General features: G+C 71.9%; 28 protein-coding genes. 4 read left to right on the top strand and 24 right to left on the bottom strand.

The features are described from left to right. The first annotated feature begins 111 nt into the window (after nucleotides 1-111). On the top strand, nucleotides 112-1,293 hold the full coding sequence (glgA, locus tag ELY19_RS01515) for a glycogen synthase (RefSeq protein ID WP_126194624.1): 1,182 nt from the start codon (nucleotides 112-114) through the stop codon (nucleotides 1,291-1,293). 168 nt (nucleotides 1,294-1,461) lie between these two features. Here glgA and ELY19_RS01520 read toward each other — a convergent pair whose 3' ends face one another. The 4 genes from ELY19_RS01520 to ELY19_RS01535 form a co-directional block, all read right to left on the bottom strand. Beyond that, a complete protein-coding gene (locus ELY19_RS01520) occupies nucleotides 1,462-2,325 on the bottom strand; it encodes a putative RNA methyltransferase (protein WP_126194625.1) in 864 nt (287 codons plus the stop codon). A gap of 73 nt (nucleotides 2,326-2,398) precedes the next feature. Further along, nucleotides 2,399-2,566, bottom strand: coding sequence for a DUF3117 domain-containing protein (locus tag ELY19_RS01525; protein WP_068532479.1), 168 nt, complete (start codon nucleotides 2,564-2,566; stop codon nucleotides 2,399-2,401). Nucleotides 2,567-2,677: 111 nt separating this feature from the next. Then, complete coding sequence (locus ELY19_RS01530; RefSeq protein WP_126194626.1) at nucleotides 2,678-2,998, bottom strand: DivIVA domain-containing protein; 321 nt, start codon at nucleotides 2,996-2,998, stop codon at nucleotides 2,678-2,680. A gap of 7 nt (nucleotides 2,999-3,005) precedes the next feature. Next, nucleotides 3,006-4,184, bottom strand: a complete 1,179-nt coding sequence (locus tag ELY19_RS01535; protein ID WP_164711483.1) for an erythromycin esterase family protein — start codon at nucleotides 4,182-4,184, stop codon at nucleotides 3,006-3,008. 58 nt (nucleotides 4,185-4,242) lie between these two features. Between ELY19_RS01535 and ELY19_RS01540 the strand changes: the two genes are divergently transcribed. After that, on the top strand, nucleotides 4,243-4,947 hold the full coding sequence (locus ELY19_RS01540; RefSeq protein ID WP_126194628.1) for a MerR family transcriptional regulator: 705 nt from the start codon (nucleotides 4,243-4,245) through the stop codon (nucleotides 4,945-4,947). A gap of 8 nt (nucleotides 4,948-4,955) precedes the next feature. On the opposite strand, the gene ELY19_RS01545 is transcribed toward ELY19_RS01540, so the two are convergent. The 9 genes from ELY19_RS01545 to mgtE form a co-directional block, all read right to left on the bottom strand. Continuing rightward, a complete protein-coding gene (locus ELY19_RS01545; protein WP_126194629.1) occupies nucleotides 4,956-5,264 on the bottom strand; it encodes a winged helix-turn-helix domain-containing protein in 309 nt (102 codons plus the stop codon). Then, entirely contained in the window at nucleotides 5,261-5,734 is a 474-nt protein-coding gene (locus ELY19_RS01550; RefSeq protein WP_126194630.1) for a hypothetical protein, read from the bottom strand. Before ELY19_RS01550 ends, ELY19_RS01545 begins: the two co-directional genes overlap by 4 nt. 67 nt (nucleotides 5,735-5,801) lie before the next feature. Continuing rightward, entirely contained in the window at nucleotides 5,802-6,710 is a 909-nt protein-coding gene (locus ELY19_RS01555) for a glucosyl-3-phosphoglycerate synthase (protein ID WP_126194631.1), read from the bottom strand. Then, nucleotides 6,707-7,519, bottom strand: coding sequence for a dihydropteroate synthase (gene folP / locus ELY19_RS01560; protein ID WP_227967261.1), 813 nt, complete (start codon nucleotides 7,517-7,519; stop codon nucleotides 6,707-6,709). The genes ELY19_RS01555 and folP overlap by 4 nt, the downstream gene beginning before the upstream one ends. A 121-nt stretch (nucleotides 7,520-7,640) precedes the next feature. Then, the gene (locus ELY19_RS01565; RefSeq protein ID WP_126194633.1) at nucleotides 7,641-9,476 is read right to left on the bottom strand and encodes a long-chain-acyl-CoA synthetase; all 1,836 of its coding nucleotides are present in this window, start codon (nucleotides 9,474-9,476) and stop codon (nucleotides 7,641-7,643) included. Between the two features lie 9 nt (nucleotides 9,477-9,485). Further along, the gene (locus tag ELY19_RS01570) at nucleotides 9,486-10,034 is read right to left on the bottom strand and encodes an LOG family protein (protein WP_126194634.1); all 549 of its coding nucleotides are present in this window, start codon (nucleotides 10,032-10,034) and stop codon (nucleotides 9,486-9,488) included. After that, nucleotides 10,031-10,825: an LOG family protein gene (locus ELY19_RS01575; RefSeq protein WP_126194635.1), complete on the bottom strand. Its 795-nt coding sequence runs from the start codon at nucleotides 10,823-10,825 to the stop codon at nucleotides 10,031-10,033. The genes ELY19_RS01570 and ELY19_RS01575 overlap by 4 nt, the downstream gene beginning before the upstream one ends. Before the next feature lie 10 nt (nucleotides 10,826-10,835). Next, nucleotides 10,836-11,912: a succinyl-diaminopimelate desuccinylase gene (gene dapE, locus ELY19_RS01580; RefSeq protein ID WP_126194636.1), complete on the bottom strand. Its 1,077-nt coding sequence runs from the start codon at nucleotides 11,910-11,912 to the stop codon at nucleotides 10,836-10,838. Between the two features lie 136 nt (nucleotides 11,913-12,048). Next, nucleotides 12,049-13,401 (bottom strand): magnesium transporter, encoded by a 1,353-nt coding sequence (gene mgtE, locus ELY19_RS01585; RefSeq protein WP_126194637.1) that lies wholly within the window; start codon nucleotides 13,399-13,401, stop codon nucleotides 12,049-12,051. A 119-nt stretch (nucleotides 13,402-13,520) separates the two neighbouring features. On the opposite strand from mgtE, the gene dapD reads away from it, so the two are divergent. Beyond that, nucleotides 13,521-14,471, top strand: a complete 951-nt coding sequence (dapD, locus tag ELY19_RS01590) for a 2,3,4,5-tetrahydropyridine-2,6-dicarboxylate N-succinyltransferase (protein WP_126194638.1) — start codon at nucleotides 13,521-13,523, stop codon at nucleotides 14,469-14,471. A 66-nt stretch (nucleotides 14,472-14,537) separates the two neighbouring features. Here dapD and ELY19_RS01595 read toward each other — a convergent pair whose 3' ends face one another. The 5 genes from ELY19_RS01595 to fdxA form a co-directional block, all read right to left on the bottom strand. Next, nucleotides 14,538-14,789 (bottom strand): hypothetical protein, encoded by a 252-nt coding sequence (locus tag ELY19_RS01595; RefSeq protein WP_126194639.1) that lies wholly within the window; start codon nucleotides 14,787-14,789, stop codon nucleotides 14,538-14,540. 120 nt (nucleotides 14,790-14,909) lie between these two features. Then, the gene (locus ELY19_RS01600) at nucleotides 14,910-15,320 is read right to left on the bottom strand and encodes an SCO6045 C-terminal-like domain-containing protein (RefSeq protein WP_126194640.1); all 411 of its coding nucleotides are present in this window, start codon (nucleotides 15,318-15,320) and stop codon (nucleotides 14,910-14,912) included. Nucleotides 15,321-15,597: 277 nt separating this feature from the next. Continuing rightward, entirely contained in the window at nucleotides 15,598-16,494 is an 897-nt protein-coding gene (locus tag ELY19_RS01605) for a multinuclear nonheme iron-dependent oxidase (RefSeq protein WP_126194641.1), read from the bottom strand. Then, nucleotides 16,494-17,579 carry a succinyldiaminopimelate transaminase gene (gene dapC, locus ELY19_RS01610; RefSeq protein WP_126198640.1) on the bottom strand — a complete coding sequence of 362 codons (1,086 nt, stop codon included), beginning with the start codon at nucleotides 17,577-17,579 and terminating at the stop codon, nucleotides 16,494-16,496. Before dapC ends, ELY19_RS01605 begins: the two co-directional genes overlap by 1 nt. Before the next feature lie 16 nt (nucleotides 17,580-17,595). After that, on the bottom strand, nucleotides 17,596-17,928 hold the full coding sequence (gene fdxA / locus ELY19_RS01615) for a ferredoxin (protein ID WP_126194642.1): 333 nt from the start codon (nucleotides 17,926-17,928) through the stop codon (nucleotides 17,596-17,598). Nucleotides 17,929-18,036: 108 nt separating this feature from the next. On the opposite strand from fdxA, the gene ELY19_RS01620 reads away from it, so the two are divergent. Further along, complete coding sequence (locus tag ELY19_RS01620) at nucleotides 18,037-19,260, top strand: NupC/NupG family nucleoside CNT transporter (protein ID WP_126194643.1); 1,224 nt, start codon at nucleotides 18,037-18,039, stop codon at nucleotides 19,258-19,260. A gap of 204 nt (nucleotides 19,261-19,464) precedes the next feature. On the opposite strand, the gene ELY19_RS01630 is transcribed toward ELY19_RS01620, so the two are convergent. Genes ELY19_RS01630 through ELY19_RS01655 form a run of 6 tightly spaced genes read right to left on the bottom strand, consistent with a single transcriptional unit; the run spans nucleotide 19,465 to nucleotide 26,513 of the window. After that, nucleotides 19,465-20,001, bottom strand: a complete 537-nt coding sequence (locus ELY19_RS01630) for a Uma2 family endonuclease (protein WP_126194644.1) — start codon at nucleotides 19,999-20,001, stop codon at nucleotides 19,465-19,467. Between the two features lie 39 nt (nucleotides 20,002-20,040). Then, nucleotides 20,041-20,808, bottom strand: a complete 768-nt coding sequence (locus ELY19_RS01635) for a hypothetical protein (protein WP_126194645.1) — start codon at nucleotides 20,806-20,808, stop codon at nucleotides 20,041-20,043. Then, nucleotides 20,805-23,357 carry a bifunctional FO biosynthesis protein CofGH gene (locus ELY19_RS01640; protein ID WP_126198641.1) on the bottom strand — a complete coding sequence of 851 codons (2,553 nt, stop codon included), beginning with the start codon at nucleotides 23,355-23,357 and terminating at the stop codon, nucleotides 20,805-20,807. Before ELY19_RS01640 ends, ELY19_RS01635 begins: the two co-directional genes overlap by 4 nt. A 35-nt stretch (nucleotides 23,358-23,392) precedes the next feature. Then, the gene (locus ELY19_RS01645; protein ID WP_126194646.1) at nucleotides 23,393-23,746 is read right to left on the bottom strand and encodes a hypothetical protein; all 354 of its coding nucleotides are present in this window, start codon (nucleotides 23,744-23,746) and stop codon (nucleotides 23,393-23,395) included. After that, the gene (mshB, locus tag ELY19_RS01650; protein ID WP_126194647.1) at nucleotides 23,746-24,669 is read right to left on the bottom strand and encodes an N-acetyl-1-D-myo-inositol-2-amino-2-deoxy-alpha-D-glucopyranoside deacetylase; all 924 of its coding nucleotides are present in this window, start codon (nucleotides 24,667-24,669) and stop codon (nucleotides 23,746-23,748) included. Before mshB ends, ELY19_RS01645 begins: the two co-directional genes overlap by 1 nt. Next, on the bottom strand, nucleotides 24,654-26,513 hold the full coding sequence (locus ELY19_RS01655) for an ABC transporter family substrate-binding protein (protein ID WP_126194648.1): 1,860 nt from the start codon (nucleotides 26,511-26,513) through the stop codon (nucleotides 24,654-24,656). Before ELY19_RS01655 ends, mshB begins: the two co-directional genes overlap by 16 nt. Nucleotides 26,514-26,537 lie beyond the last annotated feature (24 nt).

Raw genomic sequence — 26,537 nt, forward strand, 5'->3', positions numbered from 1 at the left:
CTGTTCCAGGGCTAAGCACAGGCGTCCGGGCGGACAACCACAGGTGAACCACAGCGCTCGGGCTCCGTCGAACCGCCTGCGTGCGGCCCCGGCACGCTCTAGCGTGGTGCCATGCGTGTAGCGATGATGACGAGGGAGTACCCGCCGGAGGTCTACGGCGGCGCGGGCGTGCACGTGACCGAACTCGTCGCGCGGCTGCGCAGCCTGTGCGAGGTCGATGTCCACTGCATGGGTGCCCCGCGACCGGACATGGACGGCGTGACCGTCTCCGGGCCGGACCCGCAGCTCGTCGGCGCGAACACGGCCCTCGAGATGTTCTCGACGGACCTGCGGATGGCGAACCTCGCCGCGGCCGCCGACGTGGTGCACAGCCACACCTGGTACACCGGCCTGGCGGGGCACGTCGCCGCCCAGCTCTACGGCGTCCCCCACATCCTCACGGCCCACTCGCTCGAGCCGCACCGTCCGTGGAAGGCCGAGCAACTGGGCGGCGGCTACCGGCTCTCCAGCTGGGCCGAGCGCAACGCCGTCGAGTACGCCGACGCGGTGATCGCCGTCAGCCGCGGCATGGCCGACGACGTGCTGGACGCGTACCCGAACCTCGATCCGGCGCGGGTCCACGTGGTGCTCAACGGCATCGACTCCGAGCTGTGGCATCCCGCTCCGACCTTCGGCGAGGACTCACCGCTCGTCGACCGTGGGGTCGACCCCGATCGCCCCATCGTCGCCTTCGTCGGCCGGATCACGCGGCAGAAGGGCGTCAAGCACCTCGTCGCCGCGGCGCACCGGTTCGCTCCGGAGGTCCAACTGGTGCTCTGCGCCGGCGCCCCGGACACCCCCGAGATCGCTGCGGAGACGGCGGACGCCGTGGCCGCGCTCGCGGACTCGCGCGACGGGGTGCACTGGGTGCAGGACATGCTGCCCACCCCCAAGGTCCGTGAGATCCTCAGCGCGGCATCCGTCTTCGTCTGCCCGTCGGTCTACGAGCCACTGGGCATCGTGAACCTCGAGGCCATGGCCTGCGGTACCGCCGTCGTCGCCTCGGACGTCGGTGGCATCCCCGAGGTCGTCGTGGACGGCGAGACCGGCACGCTCGTGCACTACGACGAGGCGCACACCGATGCCTTCGAGGCGGGCCTCGCCGACGCGGTGAACGCGCTCTGTGCGGATCCGGCGCGCGCCGCTGCGTACGGCGCGGCCGGACGTGCTCGCGCGATCGCCGATTTCAGCTGGGAGTCCATCGCCGCGCAGACGCTGGACGTCTACGAGCACGCCCGGGCCGCTCGCGGGTGAAGCACGCGGCGCGGGTATCCGCGCACGTGGCGCGACTGTGCGCACGCGGCACGTCCGCACGGCGGCGTCCTGTGCGCGGCCGCCTCTGCGCACGCGGCACGTGCGCGCCTACCCGCGCAGGCGAGCCACGCCTACCTCAGTGCGTGGCCGCTGGTTGTCGCGAGCCCGTCACTGCAGGGCGTAGACGCTGACGGTGCCCGACGCCGTCACCGCCGCGGTGCCGCCCGCGGTGAGTTCGGCGATCGCGGCCGCCCGGGCCTCCGGGGAGCCGTGGTGCGCACTGGGTCCCATCGCGACCAGGTCGGCCACGGCGTCCGCGGTGAGATCCATGACCCACTCGTGCTTCTCGCGGGCGACGAGCGAGAAGTCGTGCAGCGCACCGTCGAGCCGGGCGACCTTGCCGTCCTCGACGGAGATCATCCCCAGCGGTCCGACGATCTCGCGCAGGTGTCGCGGCCCGGGCGTGAGCACCACGAGCAGCCCGCCGGGGGCGAGGACGCGCGCGAACTCGGCCGCGTTACGGGGCGCGAAGACCGACAGGACCGCGGCGACGGCACCGTCGGCGACGGGCAAGCGCGCCCACCCGTTCGCGACCACCGAGCCGATCGACGGCCCGCGTCGCGCCGTGCGCCGCGCAGCGGGCTTCGACAGGTCGAGACCGATCCCGGTGCCGCCGAGCCCGTTCGCCGCGCGCGCGGCGCAGGCCCGCGCGAGGTACGCGCCCTCGCCCGCGCCGCAGTCCAGGGCCGGTCCGGCGGGCGCCGTGGCGGCGGCCGCCGCCACGGCGGCGTGGAAGGTCTCGTAGTGGCCCGTCGCGAAGAAGCGTTCGCGGGCCGCGATCATGTCGGCGTCGTCGGCGATGAGTCCGCTCGCGTCGCCCGCCAGGAGGGAGACGTATCCCTGTCGTGCGACGTCGAAGGAGTGACCGACGGGGCACAGCAGCGTGCCGTCGTCGGCCTCGAGCGCGCCGGCGCAGTGCGGGCACGCCAGGGCCGGCAGCACCGCGGCCAGACCGGGCGGGACTTGCACCATGGGACACCTCGGGAAACGAGGAGATCCCGCACGGTGGCACCGCGCGGGATCTCCAGGGAAACAGTTCTACCGGCTACGACGTGACGCCGCGCAGCTCCTCGCCGAGCGCAGCGGCCTCATCCGGCGTGAGCTCCACCACGAGGCGTCCACCACCCTCCAGGGGTACGCGCATCACGATCCCGCGCCCCTCCTTGGTCGCTTCCAAGGGGCCGTCCCCCGTACGTGGCTTCATAGCCGCCATCCGTTGCTCCCTTCAGATCCTTCACCCGCCCGAGCGCAGCCCGCAGCGGGTCCGCTCCACATTCTAGCCTGTGCGCTGCACTGATCGGCGCGGACTACTGGCAACGTGGGGCTAATCGTCCTCTCCGGGGGCGTCGGTCACGGCCTCCGCGGGCTCCCGTTCCGCGGCCAGCCGGGTCCGCAGGACGTCGATCTCGCGCGCGAGCCGCTCGAGGGCCCAGTCCACCTCGGCGGGTTTGTACCCGCGTACCACCTGCTGGAACCGGAGCGCACGGACGTCCGCCCCCGCGACGTCCTCCGCAGGGAGCACCGTGGGCGTGGCACCCGTCTCCAGGGGCGGGGTATCGTCGCCGCGCCCGAAGACCAGCGCCGCCACCCCGTACAAGACGGCGGCGACGGCGAGCAGGCCCAGGGCGTACATCACGATCACCATGGGGCCATCATGCCCGAACCTCGCGGAGGAAGAGCACACCGTCGGTCTCCGCGAGGCGGCCGGCCTCCAGCGGGAAGTAGGCGCCGCGATCGTCGCGGTCCTCGCGATCGGCGGCGGCGCCCAGCCGTTCGGCGAGCTCCGGCCCCGCGTACAGGTGGGCGGGCGCGGATTGCGCGCGATGCAGTTCGCCCTCGATCGTGCCCGGAGCGGGCACCGCGAGGCCGTGCGCGGGCGCGGACCCGACGGCGATCGCGACGAAGCGGTAGCCGTCGCCGAGGTGCGCCGCCGCCTGCGCGCCACCGCTGAACCAGCGCACGAGGTGCGGTCCCATCCGCATCTCGCTCGGCCCGCGCTGCAGGTGCAGGTTGTGAGCGGATGCGATGGTGCCCCCGCGGCCCGCTTCCCGATCGAGGATCGCCCGCAGGTTCCGGCCCATCATCGCGTCCCGCTGCGCACTGAGCCGCCCGAGGCGGTCGGGGGTGTCGGTCGCCATGATCGCGTGATACCGCAGCAGGCCGACGGCGGTCGCGGCGTCGGCGCGCAGCCACCACCAGTCCTCGGGCCGCTCGGCCAGTTCGGGAGCGTGCGCGTCCAGGACCGCGCACAGGTCGTCGGTGAGCAGGCGGAGGCGGTCGGCGTCGACGGTCCGCCCCACGCCCCGGTCCGCCTCGTACATGGCCCGTTCCCCGGTCCACCGCGCCTCGTCACCGAGCAGCGCATCGAGTTCGGCCTCGCCGACGGTGCCCGGTGCCACCGCGGCCAGCGCCGCGCGCACGGGGAGGAGGAACGCCCGCGGGCTCGGGGCGGACGCCATCTCCATCGGCCCGTCGAAGCCGTAGAAGCGGACCGGCGTGTCCAGGGAACGGTTCAGGTCGCGGAGGGTCCGCAGCAACTCGGCGGTCGCGTCGAGCGCGTGCACGAAGGGGTGGCTGAAGCCCTCGTCGAGGACCCGATGCAGGTCGAGGTCCGCGCCCGCGACGTAGGCGTTCACGAGCGGTGCGCGATGGAGGTCGGACTCCACGGCGATCGAGCGGTAGCCGGCGTGCCGTACGAGATCCTCGATGGCGGCGTTGCGCGCGCGCAGGATCTCCTCGGAGCCGTGCAGGGGCTCGCCGAGCGCGAGCAGGCGGGTCGGAGTGGGCTGGGCGTCGAGGAAGGAAGGGAGGTCTACCTGGTCCGTGATCACCCCTTTCACGATATCGTTGAAGCCTCCATTGAAACTTCTCGTCGATTACTCGAGGTTGATGACCACGAACCTTCAAGAGCGGCTCCGCCCGATCGATCTCGCCAGGCCGCACGGCCTCTCCGCGCAGGCGGTGCGGAACTACGAGGAGCAGGGCGTGTTGCCGCCTGCGGCGCGCACCCCGTCGGGCTACCGCGCCTACGCCGAGCGACATCGACTCGCGCTCGCCGCCTTCCTCGCGCTCGTCCCGGGCTGCGGGCACGCGCGGGCCGGATCGATCCTGCGGGCGGTGCACCGCGGCGACCTCGACGCCGCTTTCGGTCTGCTCGACCGGGCGCACGAGGAACTCGCGGGCGATCGCGACACTCTCCGGCGGGTCCGTGCCGCGCTGGCGGACCTCGACGATCCCGAGGACGACGGCACCCCGGGCCTGTACGTCGGCGAGGTGGCCCACCGGCTGGGCGTCGTGCCGGCGACCCTGCGGGCCTGGGAGCGAGCGGGTGTCGTGCGGCCCGTCCGTGAACGCGTCACCGGCTATCGCCTCTACTCCCCCGCGGACGTCCGCGACGCGCGGACGGCGGAGCAACTGCGGCGCGGCGGGTACGGACTGGAGCGCATCGCGGAACTCACCGAGCGGGTCCGTGCCGCGGGTGGGGTCGGCCCTCTCCGCGCGACGCTCGACGGCTGGCAGGCGTCCCTGACCGCACGGGGGCGGGCACTCCTCGCCGGCGCGGCGGCGCTGGACGCGCTCCTCCGGGCGGACTGATCCCGCGGTCAGGATCCGTCGGCGATCGCACGCAGCGCATCGAGGTGCGACGCGAAGGCCGTGCGTCCCTCCGCGGTGAGCGACAGCCAGGTGCGCGGCCGCTTGCCCACGTACCCCTTCTTGATCGCGACGTATCCGGCCGCCTCGAGCTGCGAGGCCTGCTTGGACAGGACGGAATCGGAGAGCTCCACCGCGTCCCGCACGGCGGCGAACTCGGCGTTCTCGACCTTCGACAGCGCCGCCACGATGGAGAACCGCACCGGCGCGTGGATCACGTCGTCGAGCCGGTGGCGCGCGTGACCGCCCGTCGTGGTCATCGCAGGGCCAGCTTGGAGATGGCTCGAGCGCCGAGCAGCGCCGGGATCGTGGTCACGAGGGCGGCGGTGATCGTCCAGTGCCACGCAAGCGCATCCTCGCCGCGTGCGGACTGGAGGACGACGTATCCGGCGTACAGGGCCATGGTGCCGCCGAGGCCCAGGTGGTACCGCAGCGTGAAGCCCCGCGGCGCGGCGGAGGCGCGCCGCATACCCGCGACCGCGATCGCGATCGCCGCGAGGTAGAGAAGCACGACGACCGCGAGGCCACCGAGCCGGAACCACCCGGGGGCATCCGGGTTACCGACGGTGACGCGGAGCGCGGGCACCAACGCCCCCACCGCGAGCCCGATGGTGATGAGGCCGCGCTCGAGCCGGTCGCGGTCGGCGGGTGTGGCCACCGAGGCCCGGTCGGCCCGCGCGAGGGCGCTCCGCGCCTCCTCCGGGGTGGGGTTCGCGTAGTGCTCGGTCATGACGGCTCCCTCCGTGGTCGATGACTCAACCATAGAAAGCACTTTCCAGTCCGTCAAGTAGTTTCTGCTAGGTCACCTCGCTCACGGGCGGCCGGTCCGCCAGCGACAGCTCGGTGGTGACCTCCGTGAACCGGTCCTCGGGGCCCGGCTCCACCAGGTACTGCGTGATCCCCGCGCCCGAGTCGTCGATACCGCAGCGCCGCAGCGCCGTCCCCATGATCTGCCGGCTCATCACCCCCAGGTCCCGGAGGTCGCGGTTGCGGTGCTTGCGCACCGGGAGGTTCACCTGGGCGATCCCGGCCAGGCCGTAACGTGCCTCCGCGTCCAACAGCAACCCGATCTCCACGCCGTAGCCGGGCGCGAACGGCACCGAGGCCAGGAACTCGCGCGTCCCCGCGTACTCGCCGCCGAGCGGCTGCAGGATCGCGCGCAACGACGGCCGCAGCGCCGCGAGCAGCGGCCGTGCCACGAGCTCCGTGACGCGCCCACCGCCCGTCGGGTCCTCGCCCGCCTTGAACACGCGCAGCGGCCGCCGGTAGTAGGCCTTCACGAGGTGCACGTCGGGGTGGAACAGCACGGGGCCGACCAGCCGCGGCACGTACCGCGGATCCGGCTCGATGAGGTCCGAGTCGATGAACGCGATCAGATCGCCCGTCGATGCCGCGACCCCGCGCCACAGGGCCTCGCCCTTCCCCGGCACAGGCGGCAGTGACGGGATCGCCTGCTCCCGGCTGATCACCGTCGCGCCCGCGGCGCGGGCCCGCTCCGCGGTGCGATCCGTCGAACCGGAGTCGAGCACGATCAACTCGTCGACGAGGGTGCCCAGCAGGGGCTCGATCGTCGCCACCACCGCACCGACGGTGTCCTCCTCGTTCAGCGCCGGAAGGACCACGGAGACGGTACGGCCCGCCTTGGCCGCGACGAGTTCCTCGATGCTCCAGCGGGGCTCCTCGAAGAACCGGTGCGCCGTACTCACGCGAGGCCCCGCACCACGCGGGCCGGCGGGCGCACACCGTCGATCGACGCCACCATTTCGACCACCCGACGGGTGTCGGCCACCTGGTGCACGCGGAACATCCGCGCCCCCGCGTGCGCGGCCAGCGCCGTCGCGGCGAGTGTCCCCGCCACCCGCTCCTCCAGACCCGCGTCCAGGGTCTCGCCGATGAAGTCCTTGTTGGACAGTGCCATGAGCACCGGCCACCCCGTGCCGACGAGTTCATCGAGGTGCCGCAGCAGCGCGAGGCCGTGGTGGGTGTTCTTGCCGAAGTCGTGGGTCGGATCGATGACGATGCCGTCCGCACGCACCCCCGCCGCGAACGCGGCCTCCGCGGCCGCGGCGAGCGAATCCCGCACGTCGGCCACCACATCGGGATAGCGCACGCGGAACGGCCGGGTGCGCGGCACGGCGCCGCCCGTGTGCGAGCAGACGAGGCCCGCGCCGGTGGCGGCGGCGATCCGCGGCAGGTCCGGGTCGGCACCCGCCCAGGTGTCGTTGATGAGATCCGCTCCCGCATCGACGGCCGCCTCGGCCACGGACGCGCGCCAGGTGTCCACACTGATGAGCAGATCCGGGTGGCGATCACGCACCTGCGCGATGAAGGGCACGGTGCGCGCGATCTCCTCGGTCGCGTCGACCTCCTGGCCGGGGCCGGCCTTGACGCCGCCCACGTCCACGACATCGGCGCCCTCGGCGACCGCGGTGTCCACGCGCTCCAGCGCGGCATCCACGGCGAAGTAGCTGCCGCGGTCGTAGAACGAGTCCGGCGTGCGGTTGATGATCGCCATCACCAGCGCGCGGTCCACCGGCACCGGGCGACCGCAGAAGGTCGGGCGCACCGGCGCGCTCGACGCCGGAGGCCGGCTCGGGGACGCCGCGGGATCCGGGCCCGCCGCCGACCCGGCCACGCTAGGAGCGCCCCGGCGAGCCGGGATTCCCGCGCAGGTCCGGGACCTTGGCGGCGGCGACGTCCGCCGCGTAGCCGTCGTACGCGGGAACGTAACCGTCCGCGCCGCCGACGAAGACGTACAGCGGGTCGTCGCCGGTCTCCGTGAACCCCTGCTCGCGGAGTTCGCCCTTGAGGCTCTTGAAGGTCGATGTGACCTCCAGGCTGGGCACCACGCGCACGAAGAGCGGGATCGCGTAGCCCGGCAGCTCGTTCCGCAACTGCGACGCCAGTGCGGCGCCGTCGAACTCGCGTCCCTCGGCCAGCTTGACCGCGGCCATCCCGGCCTTGCCGTCGGCGCCGGGGATCGCGACGCCGTAGACGATGGCGCCCTCCACCTGATCGGCCTCGTCGAGCGCGCCCTCGACCTCGGTGGTCGCGACGTTCTCGCCCTTCCACCGGAAGGTGTCGCCGAGGCGGTCGACGAACGCGATGTGGTCGAAGCCCTGGTTGGTCACCACGTCGCCGGTGTTGAACCACACGTCGCCGTCCTTGAAGCCGTCGCGGATCAGCTTGGCGTCGTTCGCCTTCCCATCCGTGTAGCCGTCGAAGGGTGCGGACTTGGTGATCTTCGTCAGCAGCAGGCCGTTCTCGCCCCTCTTGACCCGCTTGAGCCTGCCGCGCGCGTCGCGCAGCGGCCCCGCGGTGTCGATGTCGTACTCCACCACGGCGTGCGGGAGGGGGCACAGTCCGACGGTGCCCTCGATGTTGAAGACGTTGACGAAGGCGATGTTCGTCTCGCTCGCCGCGTAGAACTCCATGATCCGCTCGATCCCGAAGCGCTCCTGGAACTCCCGCCAGATCTCGGGCCGCATCCCGTTGCCGGCGGCGACCCGGATGGTGTTGGACCGGTCGCTCGGCTTGGGCGGCTGGTTGAGCAGGTAGCGGCAGATCTCGCCGATGTAGATGAACATCGTGGCCGAGTTCTCGTTCGCCTCGTCCCAGAACCTGGTCGCCGAGAACTTGCGGCCGATGGCGAGGGTGGCACCGGAGACGAGCACCGAGCCGAGCGCCACGAGTGCGGCGTTGTTGTGGTACAGCGGAAGCGGGCAGTACATCACGTCGTCGCGGCGCATCCGCACCGCGGTCGCACCGAAGCCCGCCATGCCCTTGAGCCAGCGGTAGTGCGTCATGATCGACGCCTTCGGCATGCCCGTGGTGCCCGAGGTGAAGACGTAGAAGGCGCGGGTGCTCGCGGGCAGCGTGGCGGTGACGGCGGGATTCTCGGTCGCGCGCGGATCCTCCGCGCGGACCCGGCGCGCCTGCTCGGCGAGCTCGTCGACGGTCAGCACCACCCCGTCGGCCGGGCGGTCGGCCTCGTCGAGCGAGTCGAACGCCTCCAGGTCCTCGGTCCCGGCGATGATGGTGCCGGTGTCGAGGATGCCGAGGCTGTGCGCGAGCACGGCGCCCCGCTGGTTGTAGTTCACCAGGCCGGCGGTGGCGCCGACCTTGACGATGGCGAGCATCACCAGCACCATCTGCGGGTGGTTGTGCATGACCACGCCCACCACGTCGCCCACCTTGACCCCGCGCTGGAGCAGCACGCGGGCGTAGGTGTTGACCGTGGCGTTCGCCTCGCCGTAGCTGATGCCCTCGCCGTGGAACCGCAGGAAGTCGCGCGACGGGTGCTGCGCCGCGCGCTTGGCGAACACCGTGCCGATGGTCTCCTTGCTGTTCTGCGTGCGCAGCAGGATCGACGGGCCCTCCTTGATCAGGAGGGGCAGGTCGGGTACCAGCTTGCCGACACCCCGCGCCAGGTCCGCGACGCCGACGGTGGTGTTCTTATGCGTAGAGCTCACGCGGCGAGCCTACCGTGGCACCGCCGTACCACGGCACGCCTCGAGGGCCGCCGTGACGTCCGTCGCGCGCAGCAGTCGGCCGAGAGCCGCGTCACCCACGAAACCCTTGGCCTTGAGGCTGTCGATCCAGTCCAGGAGCGGGCTGTAGAAGCCCTCGTGGTCGAGGATCACCACCGGCTTGTCGTGCATCGAGAGATAGCCGGCGGTCCACGCCTCGAAGAACTCCTCGAGCGTGCCCACGCCTCCGGGCAGCACGAGGAAGGCTCCCGCGTTGTCGTCCATCAGTTGCTTGCGCTCGCGCATCGTCGCCACCACGAGCAGTTCGTCCGCGGCGTGGTCGGCGACCTCGCGGTCGACGAGCGCCGTCGGGATCACGCCGAGCGTGTGGGCTCCGCCGCCACGGGCGGCCTGGGCGACCGCGCCCATCATCGAGACGTGGCCGCCGCCCCACACCAGGGAGTCGCCACCGGCGGCGATGCCGCGCCCCACCTCGGTGGCGAGGTCGATGTACTCCTGCGGCACGGGGCGCGAGGCGCAGAAGACGGCGATCGCGGTCACGACGGGTCCACCTCGCTCGCCTCGGCCTCGCGTTCGCGGGCGGCGTCGGCGCGCACGATGATCTCGATGGCCTCGTCCACCGAATCCGTGACGGTGATGAGGTCCGCGTCGCCGGGCGAGACCATCCCCTCCTCCGTCAGGGTGCCGCGGATCCAGTCCACCAGGCCGCCCCAGTAGGCGGAACCGAGCAGCACGATCGGGAACCGGGTCACCTTGTGCGTCTGGACCAGGGTGAGTGCCTCGAAGAGCTCGTCGAGTGTGCCGAACCCGCCGGGGAGGCAGACGAAGGCCTGCGCGTACTTGACGAACATCGTCTTCCGCACGAAGAAGTAGCGGAAGTTGATGCCGAGGTCGACCCAGTCGTTGAGCCCCTGCTCGAAGGGCAACTCGATGCCCAGCCCCACCGAGAGACCGTCGGCGTCCTTGGCGCCGCGGTTCGCCGCCTCCATCGCGCCCGGTCCGCCGCCGGTGATCACGGCGTAGCCGGCCCGCACGAGACCGGCGCCCAGCTCGCGCCCGGTCGCGTACTCGGCCGAATCCTGTTTGATCCGAGCGGAACCGAACACCGTGACGGCCCGCGGCAGTTCGGCGAGGGCCCCGAAGCCCTCGACGAACTCGGCCTGGATCCGCATGACGCGCCAGGGGTCGCGGTGCAGCCAGTCGGCGTCGTCCGCGTTGGCGAGCAGCCGCTGATCGGTGGTCGACGATTCCGTCGCCGCCGCGCCCTGCACGCGGACGGGGCCGCGGTAACGCAGGTAGTGGTCGGCGGAGGGCTTCTTATCGGAGGCCATGACGCACAACCTACCCAGCGAGGAAGGCGCGCAGCACGGCGGCCACCTCGGTGATCTGCGCAGTCTCGACGTGTTCGTCGCGCTTGTGCGCGTAGTTGGGGTCGCCCGGGCCGAAGTTCACCGCGGGGATGCCCAGCGCGGCGAAGCGGGAGACGTCGGTCCACCCGTACTTGGCGCGGAAGCGGCCGCCCGCGGCCGCCACGAGCCTCGCCGCAGCCGGGGCGCCGAGGCCGGGCAGCGCGCCGGGGGCCGCGTCGGTGACGTCGAAGGACAGCGCACCGTCGGCGAGCGGTCCCGCGAGGACCTCGCGGACGTGGGCGACGGCCTCCTCGACCGTGCGGTCCGGGGCGAAGCGGAAGTTGACGTCGACGAAGGCCTCGTCGGGCACGACGTTGCCGGCGACGCCGCCCTCGATCTTCACCGCGGAGAGGCCCTCGCGGTACTCGCAGCCGTCGATGTCGACGGTGCGCGCGGTGTAGCCCTGCAGGGCCGTGAGGACGGGCCCCAACTTGTGGATCGCGTTGTCCCCCAGCCACGACCGCGCGCTGTGCGCCCGGACCCCGCCCGCGGTGATGCGCACCCGGATGGTGCCCTGGCAGCCCGCCTCGATGAGCCCGCCCGAGGGCTCGCCGAGGATCGCGACGTCGGCGGCCAGCCACTCCGGGAGCTCCCGCTCGATGCGGCCGAGACCGTTGAACTGCGAGGCGATCTCCTCGCACTCGTAGAAGATGAGCGTCAGATCGTACGCGGGCTCGGCCAGCGTGGCGGCGAGGTGCAGGAAGACCGCGTCCCCGCTCTTCATGTCGACGGTGCCGCAGCCGTGCAGCACGCCGCCCTCACGGCGGCTGGGCACGTTGTCGGCGATCGGCACGGTGTCGAGGTGGCCCGCGAGCATCACCCGCTGCGGCAGGCCGCGGTCGGTGCGGGCCAGCACGTTGTTGCCCACGCGGAGCACCTCGAAGCGACCGAGTGCGCGGAGCGCGGCCTCCACCTCGTCGGCGATGCGCTCCTCGTCGTGGCTCACGCTGGGGATGTCCACGAGCGCGGCGGTGAGGTCGATCGGGTTCTGGGTGATGTCGAGGGGCACGGCCCCAGCGTAGTGGCGCTACGGGGCGCGACCACTCCGAGGTCGCGGCGGGCGGGCACAGCCCCAGCGTGGTGGCGCTACCGGACGCGACCACCGCCAAGGGCGCGACGGCGGAGTCACCGCTCCAGGGGAGTGGTCAGATCCCGAGGATCGCCTTGGCGATGAGGAAGTACAGGATGAGGCCCGTCGCGTCGACGAACGTGCTGATGAACGGGTTGGAGAAGACCGCCGGGTCCACGCCGATCGATTTCGCCACGATCGGCATGAGACCGCCGACGGTGGCCGACATGGTGCACACGCCGAACAGCGTCGCGCCGATCACCAGGCCCACATCGGTGCCGAACAGGACGCCCGCGATGACCGCACCGAGGGTGCCCAGGACCAGGCCGAGCGTCGCCCCCACGCGGACTTCCCGCCCCAGCACCCGGAAGACGTCGCGGGTGGTGATGTCGCCCAGCGCGAGCGCGCGGGTGACGGTGGTGGCGGCCTGGTTGCCGGTGTTACCGCCGGTGCCGATGATGAGCGGCACGAACAGCGAGAGCACCACCATCTCCTGCAGGCTGTCCTCGAAGACGGAGAGCACCTTCACGGTGAGCGTCGCGCCGATCGCGAGGACGAGCAGCCACACGACGCGCGAGCGCACCAGGGTCCGCACGGGCGTGGACAGGTAGGGCCGGTTCAGCGGTTCGACACCGCCCTGGCGCGCGGCGTCCTCGCTCTCCGCCTCCTCGAGGATGCGGAGGGCGTCGTCGACGGTGAGGATGCCGACGAGGCGGTGCTCGTCGTCGACGATCGGCATCACCAGCAGCCGCTGCTCGGCGCAGCGGCGCGCGGCGTCCTCGGCGGACTCCCGTGCCCGGGCCGTGCCCGCGATGTTCATGATCTCGCTGACCGGGGTCTCCGGATCGCTGCGCAGCAGGCCCCGCAGCCCGACGATGCCCACGAGCACCCGGCCGGGGCCGACGACGGGGATGCCGTAGATGGTCTCGACGTCATCGATGCGCTCCCGGACCGCGGCGAGGGCCTCTTCGGCGGTGTCGCCCGGGTGCACCGAGACGAACTCGGGCGTCATCTCGCGTCCGACGGAGCCCTGCGGGTAGCCGAGCAGGGCCGCGGTGGCGGCACGTTCCCCCTCGGGCAGGCCGTGCAGCAGGCGCGCGGCCACGGTCGCGGGCAGTTCGTCGAGCAGGGTGACCCGGTCGTCGGGGTCGAGGTCGGCGAACAGGCCGGTGACCTGTTCGTCCTGGAGGTCGTGGATCAGCTCGCCCTGCAGCGGCGCGTCCAGCGATTCGAAGACGGTCAGCGCTTCGTCCTTGGCGAGGAGCCGGAAGACGACGGCGCGGTCCTTGCGGCTCAGGCGCTCGAGGACGTCGGCGACCTGGTGCGACGTGAGCGGTGCGATGAGCGACGAGACGGTCGCCAGGTCCCCGTCGTCGACGGCGTCATCGATCCGGTTGGCGAGCCTGGCCGTGTCGAGAGTCGTGGTCACTGCATGGACGGTATCCGAATCCGGCGACTGCGCAGCGCGAGCGCGCCGCGGGGAGGGAACGCCGCCGCGACCGCTCGCCTGGGCCGCCGCCACCCCGGAGGGGCCAGTAGTCTGAGCGGGTGACGAATCGTGGAGCGAAGGCATACGGACTGGCCACCCTCACCGACGACGGGACGGTGCTCGACACCTGGTTCCCCGCGCCGGAGCTGACCGACGGCGGCGGCACCGCCGGGTCGGTCCAGGATCCGGCGGGCGCGCCCGCCGAGCTGACCGCCCTCGCGGGCCCGGACGCCGATCGCAAGGTGCGTACCGTCGTCGTCGAGACCACCATCGCGGACCTGGCGGCGGCGCCGATCGACGCGCACGACGTGTACCTGCGCCTGCACCTGCTGAGCCACCGCCTCGTCCAGCCGCACGGGCTGAGCCTCGAGGGACAGTTCGGCCTGCTGGCGAACGTCGTGTGGACGAACTTCGGGCCCTGCTCCCCCGCCGGCTTCGAGCTGGTGCGCGCGGCACTGCGCAAGCGCGGGCAGGTCACCGTCTACTCGCTGGACAAGTTCCCGCGGATGGTCGACTACGTGCTGCCCACCGGCGTGCGCATCGGCGACGCCGACCGGGTGCGCCTCGGCGCCCACCTCGCCGAGGGCACGACCGTCATGCACGAGGGCTTCGTGAACTTCAACGCCGGCACGCTGGGGACGGCGATGGTCGAGGGGCGCATCTCCGCCGGCGTCGTCATCGGCGACCACTCCGACGTAGGCGGCGGCGCGTCCACGATGGGCACCCTGTCGGGCGGGGGCAAGGAGATCATCGCGCTCGGCGAGCGGTGCCTCCTGGGCGCCAACTCGGGCCTGGGCATCCCGCTCGGCGACGACTGCGTGCTCGAGGCGGGCCTCTACCTCACCGCCGGAACCAAGGTGACCGCCCCGGACGGCACCCAGGTCAAGGCGCGCGACTTCGCCGGCCGCAGCAACCTGCTGTTCCGCCGCAACTCGGTGACCGGCGCGGTCGAGGTCGTGCCCTGGAAGAGCGAGGGCGTCGAGCTCAACGCCGCGCTGCACAAGAACTGACCCGCGTCTCGGGAGACGGCGGCCGGCATGACGCCGGCCGCCGTTTTCGTACCGTGTCAGTGAATTCTATTTCGCGACCGCGTCGCGCGGCAGGCCCGGAACACACCCCAGGCCGCTGAGCACCCGGTCCAGCGCTCGGTGGAGAACCGGTTCGTCGCCGACCCGTTCCGAGACCGACAACCGGGGAGAGCCCGCACCCACACACTCCGGATGAGCTGCGACGAGCCGTGATTCGATGATCCACAGGGCGACGCCGCACATCACCACGGCCGCGCACAGTGCGGCGACCGCCGCCGTTCCCGCTTTCGTGAATCGCATATTCACCACCTCCGCTCAACTGAACCTCAGTCGCTTTTGCGATAGCGTATCACTGGAACGCAAATTCTTCGCACAAGCAACCGTCCGCGGCTCCGACCGCGCCGCGGATCTCCGCAGCGGCTACCGTCGCCGCGCCCCGTACACCCGGGACCCCACCCGGACGACGGGCCGGCCGCGCGCGAGTGCCCAGCGCCGCGCCCCGCTGCGCACCGCCTCCACCGCGACCCAGGCGCGCTCGGCGTCGGTGCCGTGCGCGCGGAGCCACGCGATGTAGGCGCGGGCGTCGTGGGCGGAGCAGTCGGCCTTCGGATGCGCCGCGGCATAGGCGACGAAACCCGCGGGCCAGCCGGGCAGGGTCCGCAGCGCCGGAAGGGCCCGGGCCGCGGAGCCCGCCCGCTTCACCGCGAGGACCCTGCCGGTCAACGCGGTGCCGTCGGCATCGAAGCCGGCGGGCACCCGGCCGGCGAGGAGATCGGTGAGCACCGCCGCCTGACGCTGCCGCAACCGCTCCCGCGCCTCAGGAGGAACCACAGCTGCTCGAACTGCTCGACGAGCTCGACCCGCAGCTGGAGCCTCCGCAGCTGCTCGCGCTGCAGTTGGAGCCGGAGTCGTGGCTCGAGTGGTGCGAACCACCGTCGGAACCGTCGAAGAACCAGGCCGAACCGCTCCCGGACGAGCCGCCCCGCCTGCGCGAGCGTCCCCCGCGCCGACCGTTCCCACCGCCGCCGGCGATGGACACGCACACGGCGATCACTGCGAAGATCACGAAGAGCACGATGGCGAACTCCATCCCGCACCTCCTCGTCGTTCAGTCGATCCCGAGAACCTCTCGTAGGCACAGCATCTCGTGCCGGACGGCGGATTCGATCACGGACTCGTCACGTTCCAGCAACACTCCGGGCAACACGCCCCCACCTGCGGAAACGCCCCCAAGAGAACGCTGTGAATCCCGCCAGACGGCGAGCAGCTCCAGAACTTCCGGACAAATCGGATCAGCGTGGGTGTCGAGGTAGAGCGTCCCGTCGAACCGGCCGCCCGCGATGTGCACGTACGCGACGGCCTCGAGCGGATACCGGCGCAGCTCGGCGGCGGCATCCGCCCCGCGCGCGGTGCACGACGCGTAGACGTTGGCGAGGTCGAGAACGAGGCGCACACCGGTCCGCTCGACCAGTTCCCGCAGGTACGAGGGCTCGTCGTAGCCGTCCTCGGGCCAGGCGAACAGGGCCGCGATGTTCTCCAGCGCGAGCGGCACCGGCAACGCCGCCTGAGCGGCCCGGACGTTCTCGACGAGCACGTCGAGCGCCTCCGCGGTGCGCGGCGCGGGCATGAGGTGGCCGGCTTCGAGCACGTCGGCGTGCGGCCCGGCCGGATCCGACGGCGCATCGTCGTCCAGCCCGACGGTGCCCGCCCGGACGAACGCCACGTGCTCGCTGACCAGCGGCGCGTCCAACGCCACGGCGAGGTCGGCGAGCCGCTGCAGGCGGCCGGGATCGGGGAGGTCAGCGCCCGCGATCCCCAGCGTCACGCCGTGCGGCACCACCGCGACACCCAGGCCCGCCAGGTCCGCCAGTTCCGGCGGTGGAGCGGCCGGATCGACGTTCTCCGCCACGACCTCGGTGAAGGCGACGGTGCCCGACCGCGCACCGTCGAGCAGCATCCCGGCGAGCTCGGGCCGCCACGCGGCCGAGACGCCGGAGATCCCCATCAGGCCAGGCGCTCGGCGGCAGCGGCGATCCGCTCGTCCGTCGCGGTCATGGCGATGCGCACGTGCTGGGCGCCCTGCGGGCCGTAGAACTCGCCCGGGGCGGCGAGGATGCCCCGCTCGGCCAGCCAGTCGACGGTGTCGCGGCACGGCTCGCCGCGCGTCGACCACAGGTACAGCCCGGCCTCCGAGTGATCCACGGCGAAGCCCGCGCCGCGCACGGCCCGCAGCAGCACCGCGCGGCGCGCGGCGTAGCGGGCGCGCTGCTCCGCCTCGTGCTCGTCCACCGAGAGCGCGTAGGTCATGGCCGCCTGGATCGGGAACGGCACGATGGCGCCGGCGTGCTTGCGCACCGCGGCCAGCTCCGCGATCAGCGCCGGATCGCCCGCGAGGAAACCCGCGCGGTACGAGGCCAGGTTCGAGGTCTTCGACAGCGAGTGGATCGCGATCAGCCCGGTGGTGTCGCCGTCGCAGACACGGGGATCGAGCACCGAAACGGGCTCGGCCTCCCAGGCCAGACCCAAGTAGCACTCGTCCGAGGCCACGATCGCGCCGCGCTCGCGGGCCCACTGCACCACCTTGCGGAGGTGATCGACCCCGAGCACCTTGCCGGTCGGGTTCGACGGCGAGTTCACGAAGACCAGCGCCGGCCGCTCCGGGCCGAGCTGCGCGGTACCGTCGGCCCGCACCGGCCGCGCGCCGGCGAGCAACGCACCCACCTCGTACGTCGGGTACGCCACCTCGGGGATCACGACCGTGTCACCCGCGCCGAGCCCGAGCTGCGACGGCAGCTGCGCGATCGCCTCTTTGGTCCCGATCACGGGCAGGACGGCGTTCTCCGGCAGCGCGACGGTGCCGTACCGGCGGCTCAGTGCCGCCGCGGCGGCCTCGCGCAGCGCGAGGGTGCCGATCGTCGCCGGGTATCCCGGGAACGCGGAGCCCTCGTAGAGAGCACGACGGATGGGCTCGGCCACCGGATCGACCGGGGTGCCGACCGAGAGGTCGACGATGCCACCGACGTGCGCGGCGGCCTTCGCCTTCGCGCCCGCCAGGGTGTCCCACGGAAAGTCCGGCAGGCCGGACGCCACGGGCACGCGCGGCACGTCAGTGCTCGGTGTCGGTGTTCATGGGCGGGAGCGCCTTGATGAAGGGATGGTCGTAATCGATCTTCCCCTGCTTCGCGGCGCCGCCGGGCGAACCGATCTCGTTGAAGAAATCGATGTTCGCGGTGACGTACTCGGCCCACTCATCCGGCACGTCGTCCTCGTAGAAGATGGCCTCGACGGGGCACACGGGCTCGCACGCGCCGCAGTCCACGCACTCGTCGGGCTGGATGTACAGCATCCGGTTGCCCTCGTAGATACAGTCGACGGGGCACTCCTCGATACATGCCTTGTCGAGCACATCCACACAGGGCTCTGCGATGGTGTACGTCACCTGTCATCTCCTTCGCACCGACTGCTTCCACCCGACAGTATTCCGCGCCGCTGGAACGTGTCACAAAGAAGTGTCGCCTAACCTGCCGGTCTGTGATTTCATTCACCAGTGCACGTAATCGTCGGTGTGTTCGGACTCGTCGTCTTCCTCCTCCTCGCGTACCTGCCCACGCGGAACGTCGCCATGCTCAAGAAGAAGGCGCCGTACATCGTGGGCATGCTCGCCATCCAGTTCGTACTGGGCCTGGTGATGCTCAAGACCTCCGTCGGCGAGAACGTCATCCGCGCCCTCGGTAACGGCTTCAAGACGTTGTTGTCCTATGCGCACGAGGGCACGGCCTTCGTCTTCGGCGGCCTGGTGGACTACAAGGCCAGCCCCGACGGCCCCACGGTCTTCTTCCTCAACGTGCTCACCCCGATCATCCTGATCTCGGCACTGATCGGCATCCTGCAGTTCATCAAGCTGCTGCCGCTGATCATCAAGTACCTCGGCCTCGCGCTCTCGAAGGTCACGGGCATGCCGAAACTGGAGTCCTTCAACGCGGTGAGCTCGGCGATCATCGGCCAGTCCGAGAACTTCATCGCGATCAAGAAGATCCTCCCGACGCTGCCCGCGAACCGCCTGTACACGCTGTCCGCGTCGGCCATGTCCACGGTGTCGATGTCGATCGTCGGCTCGTACATGACGATGATCGAGCCCCGCTACGTGGTCGCGGCGATCGTGCTCAACCTGTTCGGCGCCTTCATCGTGGTCTCGCTGCTCAACCCGTACGAGATCGCGCCGGAGGACGACGTCTTCGCGCCGCCGGAGCAGAAGAAGCAGTCGTTCTTCGAGATGCTCGGCGAATACATCATGGACGGCGCGAAGGTGGCGCTCACCGTCGCCGCGATGCTGATCGGCTTCGTCGCGCTGCTCGCGCTGGTGAACGGCCTCTTCGCGGCGATTTTCGGCGGCACCACGTTCCAGGACGTCCTCGGGTACGCCTTCGCACCGCTGGCATGGCTCACCGGCGTGCCGTGGTCCGAGAGCGTGCAGGCGGGCGAGATCATGGCGACCAAGCTCGTCAGCAACGAGTTCGTCGCCATGATGTCCTTCACCGAGGCGAACCCGTCCGGCAACGGCCCGGTCGAGATGAGCGCGCGCGCCACCGCGATCGTGCAGACCTTCCTGGTCTCCTTCGCCAACTTCAGCTCGATCGGCATCATCGCCGGCGCCGCCAAATCCCTCGCCCCCGAACAGGGCGATCAGATCGCCAAGTTCGGCCTCAAGCTGCTCTACGGCGCGACCCTGGTCTCGTTCATCTCCGCGACCGTCGTGGGGCTCATCTCCTGAGCGCCGTGAGGCCAACGCGCTTCGTCGCCACAGCTGTCGCCGGTACATGTTCGCGTCGATCACGGTGTCCTTCGACGCCGGCAGTCATCTGCTGAAACCCGCGGGGTTCGGTGCAGGGCGGGTTTCTCGCGGCGATGCTCGACGACACGCTCCGCCCTGCGTTGGTCGCGACTTTGGGACCTGGGGAGTTCGCGCCGACGCTCGTCAGGCGAGGGCGGTCAGGTCCACGCGGACGTCGAACGGCACCGTCGTCTCCAGCACCCCCGTGACGACCTCGCCGATGTAGGCGCCGTCCTCGAGTCGCAGGGCCTCGATGCTCGGACCGCCGTCGAGGTCGACGATCCAGTAGTGCGGGATCCCCGCGTCGGCGTACTCGCTGCGCTTGGTCACCAGATCCTGGCGACGGGTGCCGGGCGAGAGGATCTCGACGACGAGCACCACATCTGCGGCGACGATGTCCGTCTCGATGCTCGCCGTCACGATCACGAGATCCGGACGACGCACGGTCGGCGGGAACCCGCTCGCCACGATGACGTCGACATCCGGCACGATCTCGACGCCGTCGGGTACCTGCGGGTGTAGCGCCAAACCGAGTCGAAAACCCGCCTTCTGATGCCTCGGCACCGGACTCGGAGACACGATCAGGACCCCCTCCTGAAGCTCCGACCGGCCCGCCGTGTCCTCCCCCAGGGCACGCCAGTCGTCCAGCGACATCAAGTCGACTCTCCGAGCTGCGGTCATGCCGCCGAGTCTAGCGCCGCCGACCGACAGGATTCAGGACTACGACTCCGCTTCGGGGTCCGCCTCGATGACCGACGGTGCCGCGCTGCCTGCGAAGGCGGCCTCCAGGCCGAGGATCTTCGCCCCGTCGGAGGCGCGCGCCTCGACGATGCGCAGTGTGGCGAACTCGCCCACGTAGCCGGCCACCGCGCCGACGACGGGCAGCTTGCCGAGCGTGTCGAAGACGCCGGCGGGCCGCGGGCGCGATTCGAGGGCCGAGCGCGCCGACTTCACGGTGTGCAGGACGTCGCGGACCGCGCCGAACGCCGAGAAGACGCCGCCGCGGAGCTTGTCGCTCGTCTCGCGCACCGGCACCAGGTCCTGGAATCCGGGGTGATCGCCGAGCAGCGCCCGGGCGTCGATCTGGCGCCGCGAGAGCACCCGCGCGACGAGGTCGATCTGCTCGGGTACCTGGTCGACACCGTGCTCGCCCGCCACGCCGACGACCACGAGGGTCTGGTTGGCGAAGCCGAGGTAGGTCTGCACGGGCAGCAGCCGCGCGATGATCCCGAGCGCGCCCGGCCAGGCCACCGCCACCGTCGAGACCGCGCCGACGGGGATGACCCACCACCGGGACCGCCCGTCGGCGTCGCGCTTGAGGTAGCCGTTGACCAGTGGGATCGGGGTGAGCCCGGCGAGCGTGGAGACGATGCGGACGCCGGCGACCGCGGGCCGCGCGACCGTCACGAACACCCCGACGGTGCGCGCCAGTTCCAGGTCCGTCACCGTGCCCGTGACCGCGCCGCCGCGCGGCTCCAGCGCGTTCACGCCGCCCCCCGCTGGGCGTGCGTCGTGGTCCGCTCACGGGCGGGCCGCCCGATGCCGTTGGCTATCGCGTGCAGTTCGGCCACTGTCTTCTCCGATCCGTGCGCCGATCCCGCCATCCGCGAGATCGTCTCCTCCATCAGGGTGCCACCCAGGTCGTTCGCGCCGCCCTGCAGCATGGCCTGCGTGCCCGCCGTGCCCAGCTTGACCCACGACGTCTGGACGTGGTCGATGCGGCCGTGCAGCATGACCCGGGCCAGCGCGTGCACCGCGCGGTTGTCGCGCTTGGTCGGCCCCGGCCGTGCCGCGCCCGCCAGGTACAGCGGGGCGCTCTGGTGCACGAACGGCAGCGGCACGAACTCGGTGAAACCGCCCGTGCGGTCCTGGATGTCGCGCAGCACGTTCAGGTGCGTGACCCAGTGCGACGGGTTGTCGACGTGGCCGTACATCATCGTCGAGCTGGAACGGATGCCCACCTCGTGCGCCGTGGTGACCACGTCGATCCACGCCGACGTGGGCAGCTTGCCCTTGGTGAGCACCCAGCGGACCTCGTCGTCGAGGATCTCGGCGGCGGTGCCCGGGATGGTGTCCAGGCCCGCCTCCCGCAGGCCGATCAGCCAGTCGCGCACGGACTCCCCGGAGTGGGCGGCACCGTTGACGATCTCCATCGGGCTGAAAGCGTGCACGTGCATGCCGGGCACGCGGTCCTTGACGGCGCGCACCAGGTCGGCGTAGCCGGTGGCGGGCAGGTCGGGGTCGATACCACCCTGCATGCACACCTCGGTGGCGCCCACCCGCCACGCCTCCTCGGCGCGGTCGGCGACCTCCGTCATCGACAGGGTGAAGGCGTCGGCGTCGCCCTTGCGCTGCGCGAAGGCGCAGAACCGGCAGCCGGTGTAGCAGATGTTGGTGAAGTTGATGTTCCGGTTGACCACGTAGGTCACCACGTCGCCGACGACGTCCTTGCGCAGCTGATCCGCCAGCGCCACCAGCGCCTCCAGCCCGCTGCCGTCGGCGTACGCGAGCGCCCGGTACTGGTCGTCGGACAGGCCGCCCGGGTTCTTCTCCGCGGCCCGCAGTGCCGACAGCACGTCGGACTCCACCTTCTCGGGCGCCGACAGCGAGAGCACCTGCTCGCGCACCGACTCCCAGTCGCCGAAGGCGGAGCCGAGATCCGAGCGGGTGTCGGTGTTGCGGCCGTCGATGTCGATGGCGGTGTTGAGGTCGGTCCGGCCGGAGGACGCCCACTCCTCGTCGGGCTCCTGCCAGGGCAGTCCGACGGGCATCGCCCCGGGGTCAGCGAGCCCCGTCTCGGCGTCGGCGAGCGCCGCGACGTGCGGCGCGACGCGCGGGTCGATCCACGGGTTGCCGGCGCGCACGTACTTGGGCTGCGCCGTGAGCCGCTGCCGCAGCTCGAAGCCCGCATCCGCGGTGATCGCGGCGAGCGCATCCAGGTCCGGCCAGGGGCGCTCGGGGTTGACGTGGTCCGGGGTCACCGGCGAGACGCCGCCCCAGTCGTCGACGCCGGCCTCCAGCAGTAGGCGGCACTCGTCGGCCGACACCAGGTTCGGCGGGGCCTGCACCCGCATCGCGGGTCCCAGCACCATCCGCGTCACGGCGATCGCCGCGCGGTAGACCTCCAGGTCCGCGTCCTCGACCGACCGCATGGCGGTGTCGGGCTTGGCGCGGAAGTTCTGGATGATGACCTCCTGCACGTGACCGAACGCCTTGTGCGCCTTGCGGATGGCCATGATCGACTCGGCGCGTTCCCGCTCGTCCTCACCGATGCCGATGAGCAGCCCCGTCGTGAAGGGCACCGAGAGGCGCCCCGCGTCGGTGAGGGTGCGCAGGCGCACGGCCGGGTCCTTGTCCGGCGAGCCGTAGTGCGGCTGCCCCTTCTCGGTGAACAGGCGCTCCGAGGTGGTCTCGAGCATCATGCCCATCGACGGCGCGACGGGCTTGAGCCGCGACAGCTCCTCCCAGCTCATGACGCCCGGGTTGAGGTGCGGTAGCAGCCCCGTCTCCTCCAGCACGCGGATCGCCATGGCGCGCACGTAGTCCAGCGTCGAGTCGTAGCCGCGTTCGTCGAGCCACGTCCGGGCCGCCTCCCAGCGGTCCTCCGGCCGATCGCCCAACGTGAACAACGCCTCGTGGCAGCCGAGTTCGGCGCCGCGGCGTGCGACCTCGAGGATCTCGTCCGGCTCCATGTAGGCGCCGTGCCCCTCCGCGGCCAGCTTGCCCGGCACCGTCACGAAGGTGCAGTAGTGGCAGCGGTCGCGGCACAGCCGCGTGATCGGGATGAAGACCTTCTTGCTGTACGTGACCTGCGGCGTACCGTCGGCCCCGGTGAGCCCGGCCTCGAGGAGCCCGGCGTCGCGCACCCGCGCCGCGGAGCGGCACAGGTCGTCCAGATCATCGCCGCGGGCCGCGAGCAGCACCTGCGCCTCGTCGACGTTGAGCACCGCGCCGTCCCGCGCCCGCCGCAGGGCGCGGCGCATGGCCGAGGCGGTCGGCACGTACGGCTCCGCCGCTCGCTTCGGCACCGAGGGCATCGGCAGAAGAGCGGGGGTCTGCTCTGAAGCGTCCGTCACTCCATCGATGATGCCAGGTGTCCCGCGAGGATCGGCATCCCGATTCCACAGAGCAGGAGCAGCAGCAGCCGCCAGTCGGCGTAGAGCACGATGTCGCCGCCCGGACCACCGAGCAGGAACACCGCGATCACCAGGAGGAACGCGATCACGGGCAGCGCGCCGTGGACGGGTTCGCCCCCCAGGCGACGCGCCGCGACGGAGATTCCCGCGAGCAGCGCGCCGAACAGAACCGCGGAGATCGGAAGGGGCACCGAGCCGGCGTAGAGGTAGAGGTACATCGTCGCGCCGACGGCGCAGACGGCGCCGCCCACGACGGCGAGGCCGAGCAGGATCCTGTCGAGCGGTTCCATCACGCCACCCCCGCGAACAGGTCGCGCTCGAGCCCGTCGGCGCCGGGGACCGGCGCACCGTGGGCGAGCACGTAGGCCTCCTCGGCGAACACGGGCTGCGCGATCCGGTTGGTCAGTGCGAGCGCGGCACCGTCCGTGCTGAGGCCGAGCTGCGTCGCGTGGGCGCGGAGGGCGGCGCGTTTGCGGTCGAGAACGGCGGAGACGTCGATCCGGGTGGTGATCGCGGCGTCGTCCCGGGCCGGAAGCTCGTCCGTCGCGGGCACGCGCCAGCCCGCGGGCAACTCCGCGTCGCGCAGCGCCGCGAGCCCGGCGTCGAGGTCACCGCGCGAGGTCACCGTCCAGTACAGCTTCGCGACGGCCCACGGCTCCCCCGGGACCGCCGGATCCGCTGCGGCGGAGACGGCGCCGTGGGTGACGCGGTGCGCGGTGATGTGATCGGGGTGCCCGTAGCCGCCGATCTCGTCGTAGGTCACCACGACCTGGGGCCGCGTCTCGCGGATGATCCGCGTGAGCGCCTCCAGGGGGCTGCCGTCGACCCACTCCCGGTACGGCGACGACGCGAAGGCGCGGGGATGCTCGGCCGCGGGAGTACCGGCCATGCCGGAGTCGCGCCAGCGGCCCATGCCGCCGAGGAAGCGCGGCCGCAGCACCGGGCCCGCGGGGTCGCTCAGCGCGGCCAGCGCGCCGGTGAGCTCGCCGATCCTGTACCCACCCAGCTGGTCGGCGTTCTCGGCCGTGAGCTGTGCGAAGCGCGGCTCCATCACCTCGCCCTCCTCGCCGAGCGTGCAGGTCACCACGGTCACCTCGGCGCCCTCGGCGAGGTAGCGCGCGATGGTCCCGCCGGTGGTGATCGTCTCGTCGTCGGGGTGCGCGTGCACCAGCAGCAGCCGCCGTCCGCTCGCGTGCGTCACTTGCGGGACCATCCCTCCACGCCGGTGAAGACCCCGTCGCGCGGCGGGCCCTCCAGCGTCACCCCCTGCACCGTCGGGCCGACGGCCGTCAGGGTCACGTCCTGCAGGATCGGCAGCACGGTCGCGCGCGACCACAGTTGCGCGTCGATCGCCGCGAGGTCGATGGGGCCGCCGCGCAGCCCGTCGAGCGCGAGGCCCTGCAGGTCCGCGTCGCACAGGCCGGCCAGGTTGCCCCCGACGGTGGTCGCCGCGGGGTCGTTCTCGAGGTTCGGCACCGGCGGCGCGCTGGTGGTCGTGGGCCGCTGCGTGCCCTCCGACGGGGGTGCGGGGCACTCGACGCGGGAGGCGAACCGCTCGGCTGGCGTGGGACCGGTGCTGGACCAGCCGACGACGGCGTCGACGGCACCGTCGAGGAGCGCGGTACCCGCGACCACCTGCGGCTCCAGGGTGACCACCGAGGCGAAGACGCCCATGGCCCGGAGCTGATCGGTGGCGTTGCTGGCGACGGCGAACGCGGCGACGTTGCCCTGCGGCACCCCGATCCGCAGGAACATCGGCACCCCGTCGCGCACGTACTGCTGGACGTTCTCGCCGGGCGACGGCGAGGGCGGCACCGGGAGCGCCGACGGGTCGGTGCTGGTGCTCGGTGCCGTGGGCTCGGTCGCGGTGGGCGGCGGCGTGGGGGGAACGCTCTGACTCGGCGGGATCGGGGCGTTCTGCAGCGTGTACCCGGCGGCGGCGAGCGCCTGCTCCAGCCGGGCCTTCGCCTCCGCGGGGGCGGGGCGCGCCGGCATCGTCGGTGCGTAGCCGGGGTCCGACGGTGCCAGCACCTGCGCGCGGGCGGGGCGCACCGCATCGCCGCCGGAGCCGACCGTCGTGAGCAGGTCCACGTTCACCGCGTCGAGCAGGGCGCGCCGCACCTCCACGTCGGAGAGGAACTTCGACCGGGTGTTCAGCGTCAGCGACAGCACCCGGGGGTCGACCTGCTCCACGGCCCGCACCTCGTAGATCGACGTGAGCTGCGCCAGCAGGGACTGCCCGCCGTGCATCGAGACCACCTGCACGTCGCCGGTGCGGACCGAATTGGCGAGCTGCGTGTCGGTGCCGCCCTTGCGCAGCACGATCCGGTCCACGCGCGCGGGCTTCATCCAGTACCGGTCGTTGCGCTCGAGGGTGACCTCGTCGCGCGCCACGTCGACCTTCTTGACGAGGTAGCCGGCGCCCGAGGCGGGGATCTTCTCCCGCATCGCGCCGTTGAAGCCGCCGGGCGAGCCCTTGACGAGGTGGCTCGGCAGCAGGTTCTGGAACAGCGTCCGCCAGCCGGGCAGTGGGGCCTTGAGGGTGACGATGACCCGCTTGCCGCCCGCGCCCGACGCCACCGACTCGATCTGCCGGTACGGCGCGGACCCCACGGTGTCGGGCGCGGTGGTCATCGACTGCCAGAGGTACACGAAGTCCTCGGCGGCGATGGGCGCACCGTCGGACCACTGCGCGTCCTGCCGGATGGTGTAGGCGATCTGCAGCGGCGCGGGATGCTCGATCGTCGGGACGAGGTCGGTGTTCTGCGCGAGCGTGACCCGCCCGTCCGGCCCCTTGACCTCGCGGAAGACGCTCGGCAGGGTCATCGCGGCCAGCGCCCGCGAGGCCGAGGAGGAATTGGACGCGAGGTGCGGGTTGAAGCCGGGGCCCAGCCCGTCGATCGCCACCTGCACGGTGGCGCCGGTGGTGGCCGGGGCCTGCGGCGGCGCGGAGGTCTCCGAGCCCGGCACCGCCGGCGGCGGGTCCGCGACGCAGGCGGTCAGGGTCGTCGCGAGCAGCGCCGACGCCACCGTCAGCCCCAGGGACCTACGCCGCACTGCTCGTGCCTCCTACCGCTCGCT

It is taken from the genome of Tsukamurella paurometabola, assembly GCF_900631615.1.
GTDB lineage: Bacteria > Actinomycetota > Actinomycetes > Mycobacteriales > Mycobacteriaceae > Tsukamurella > Tsukamurella paurometabola_A.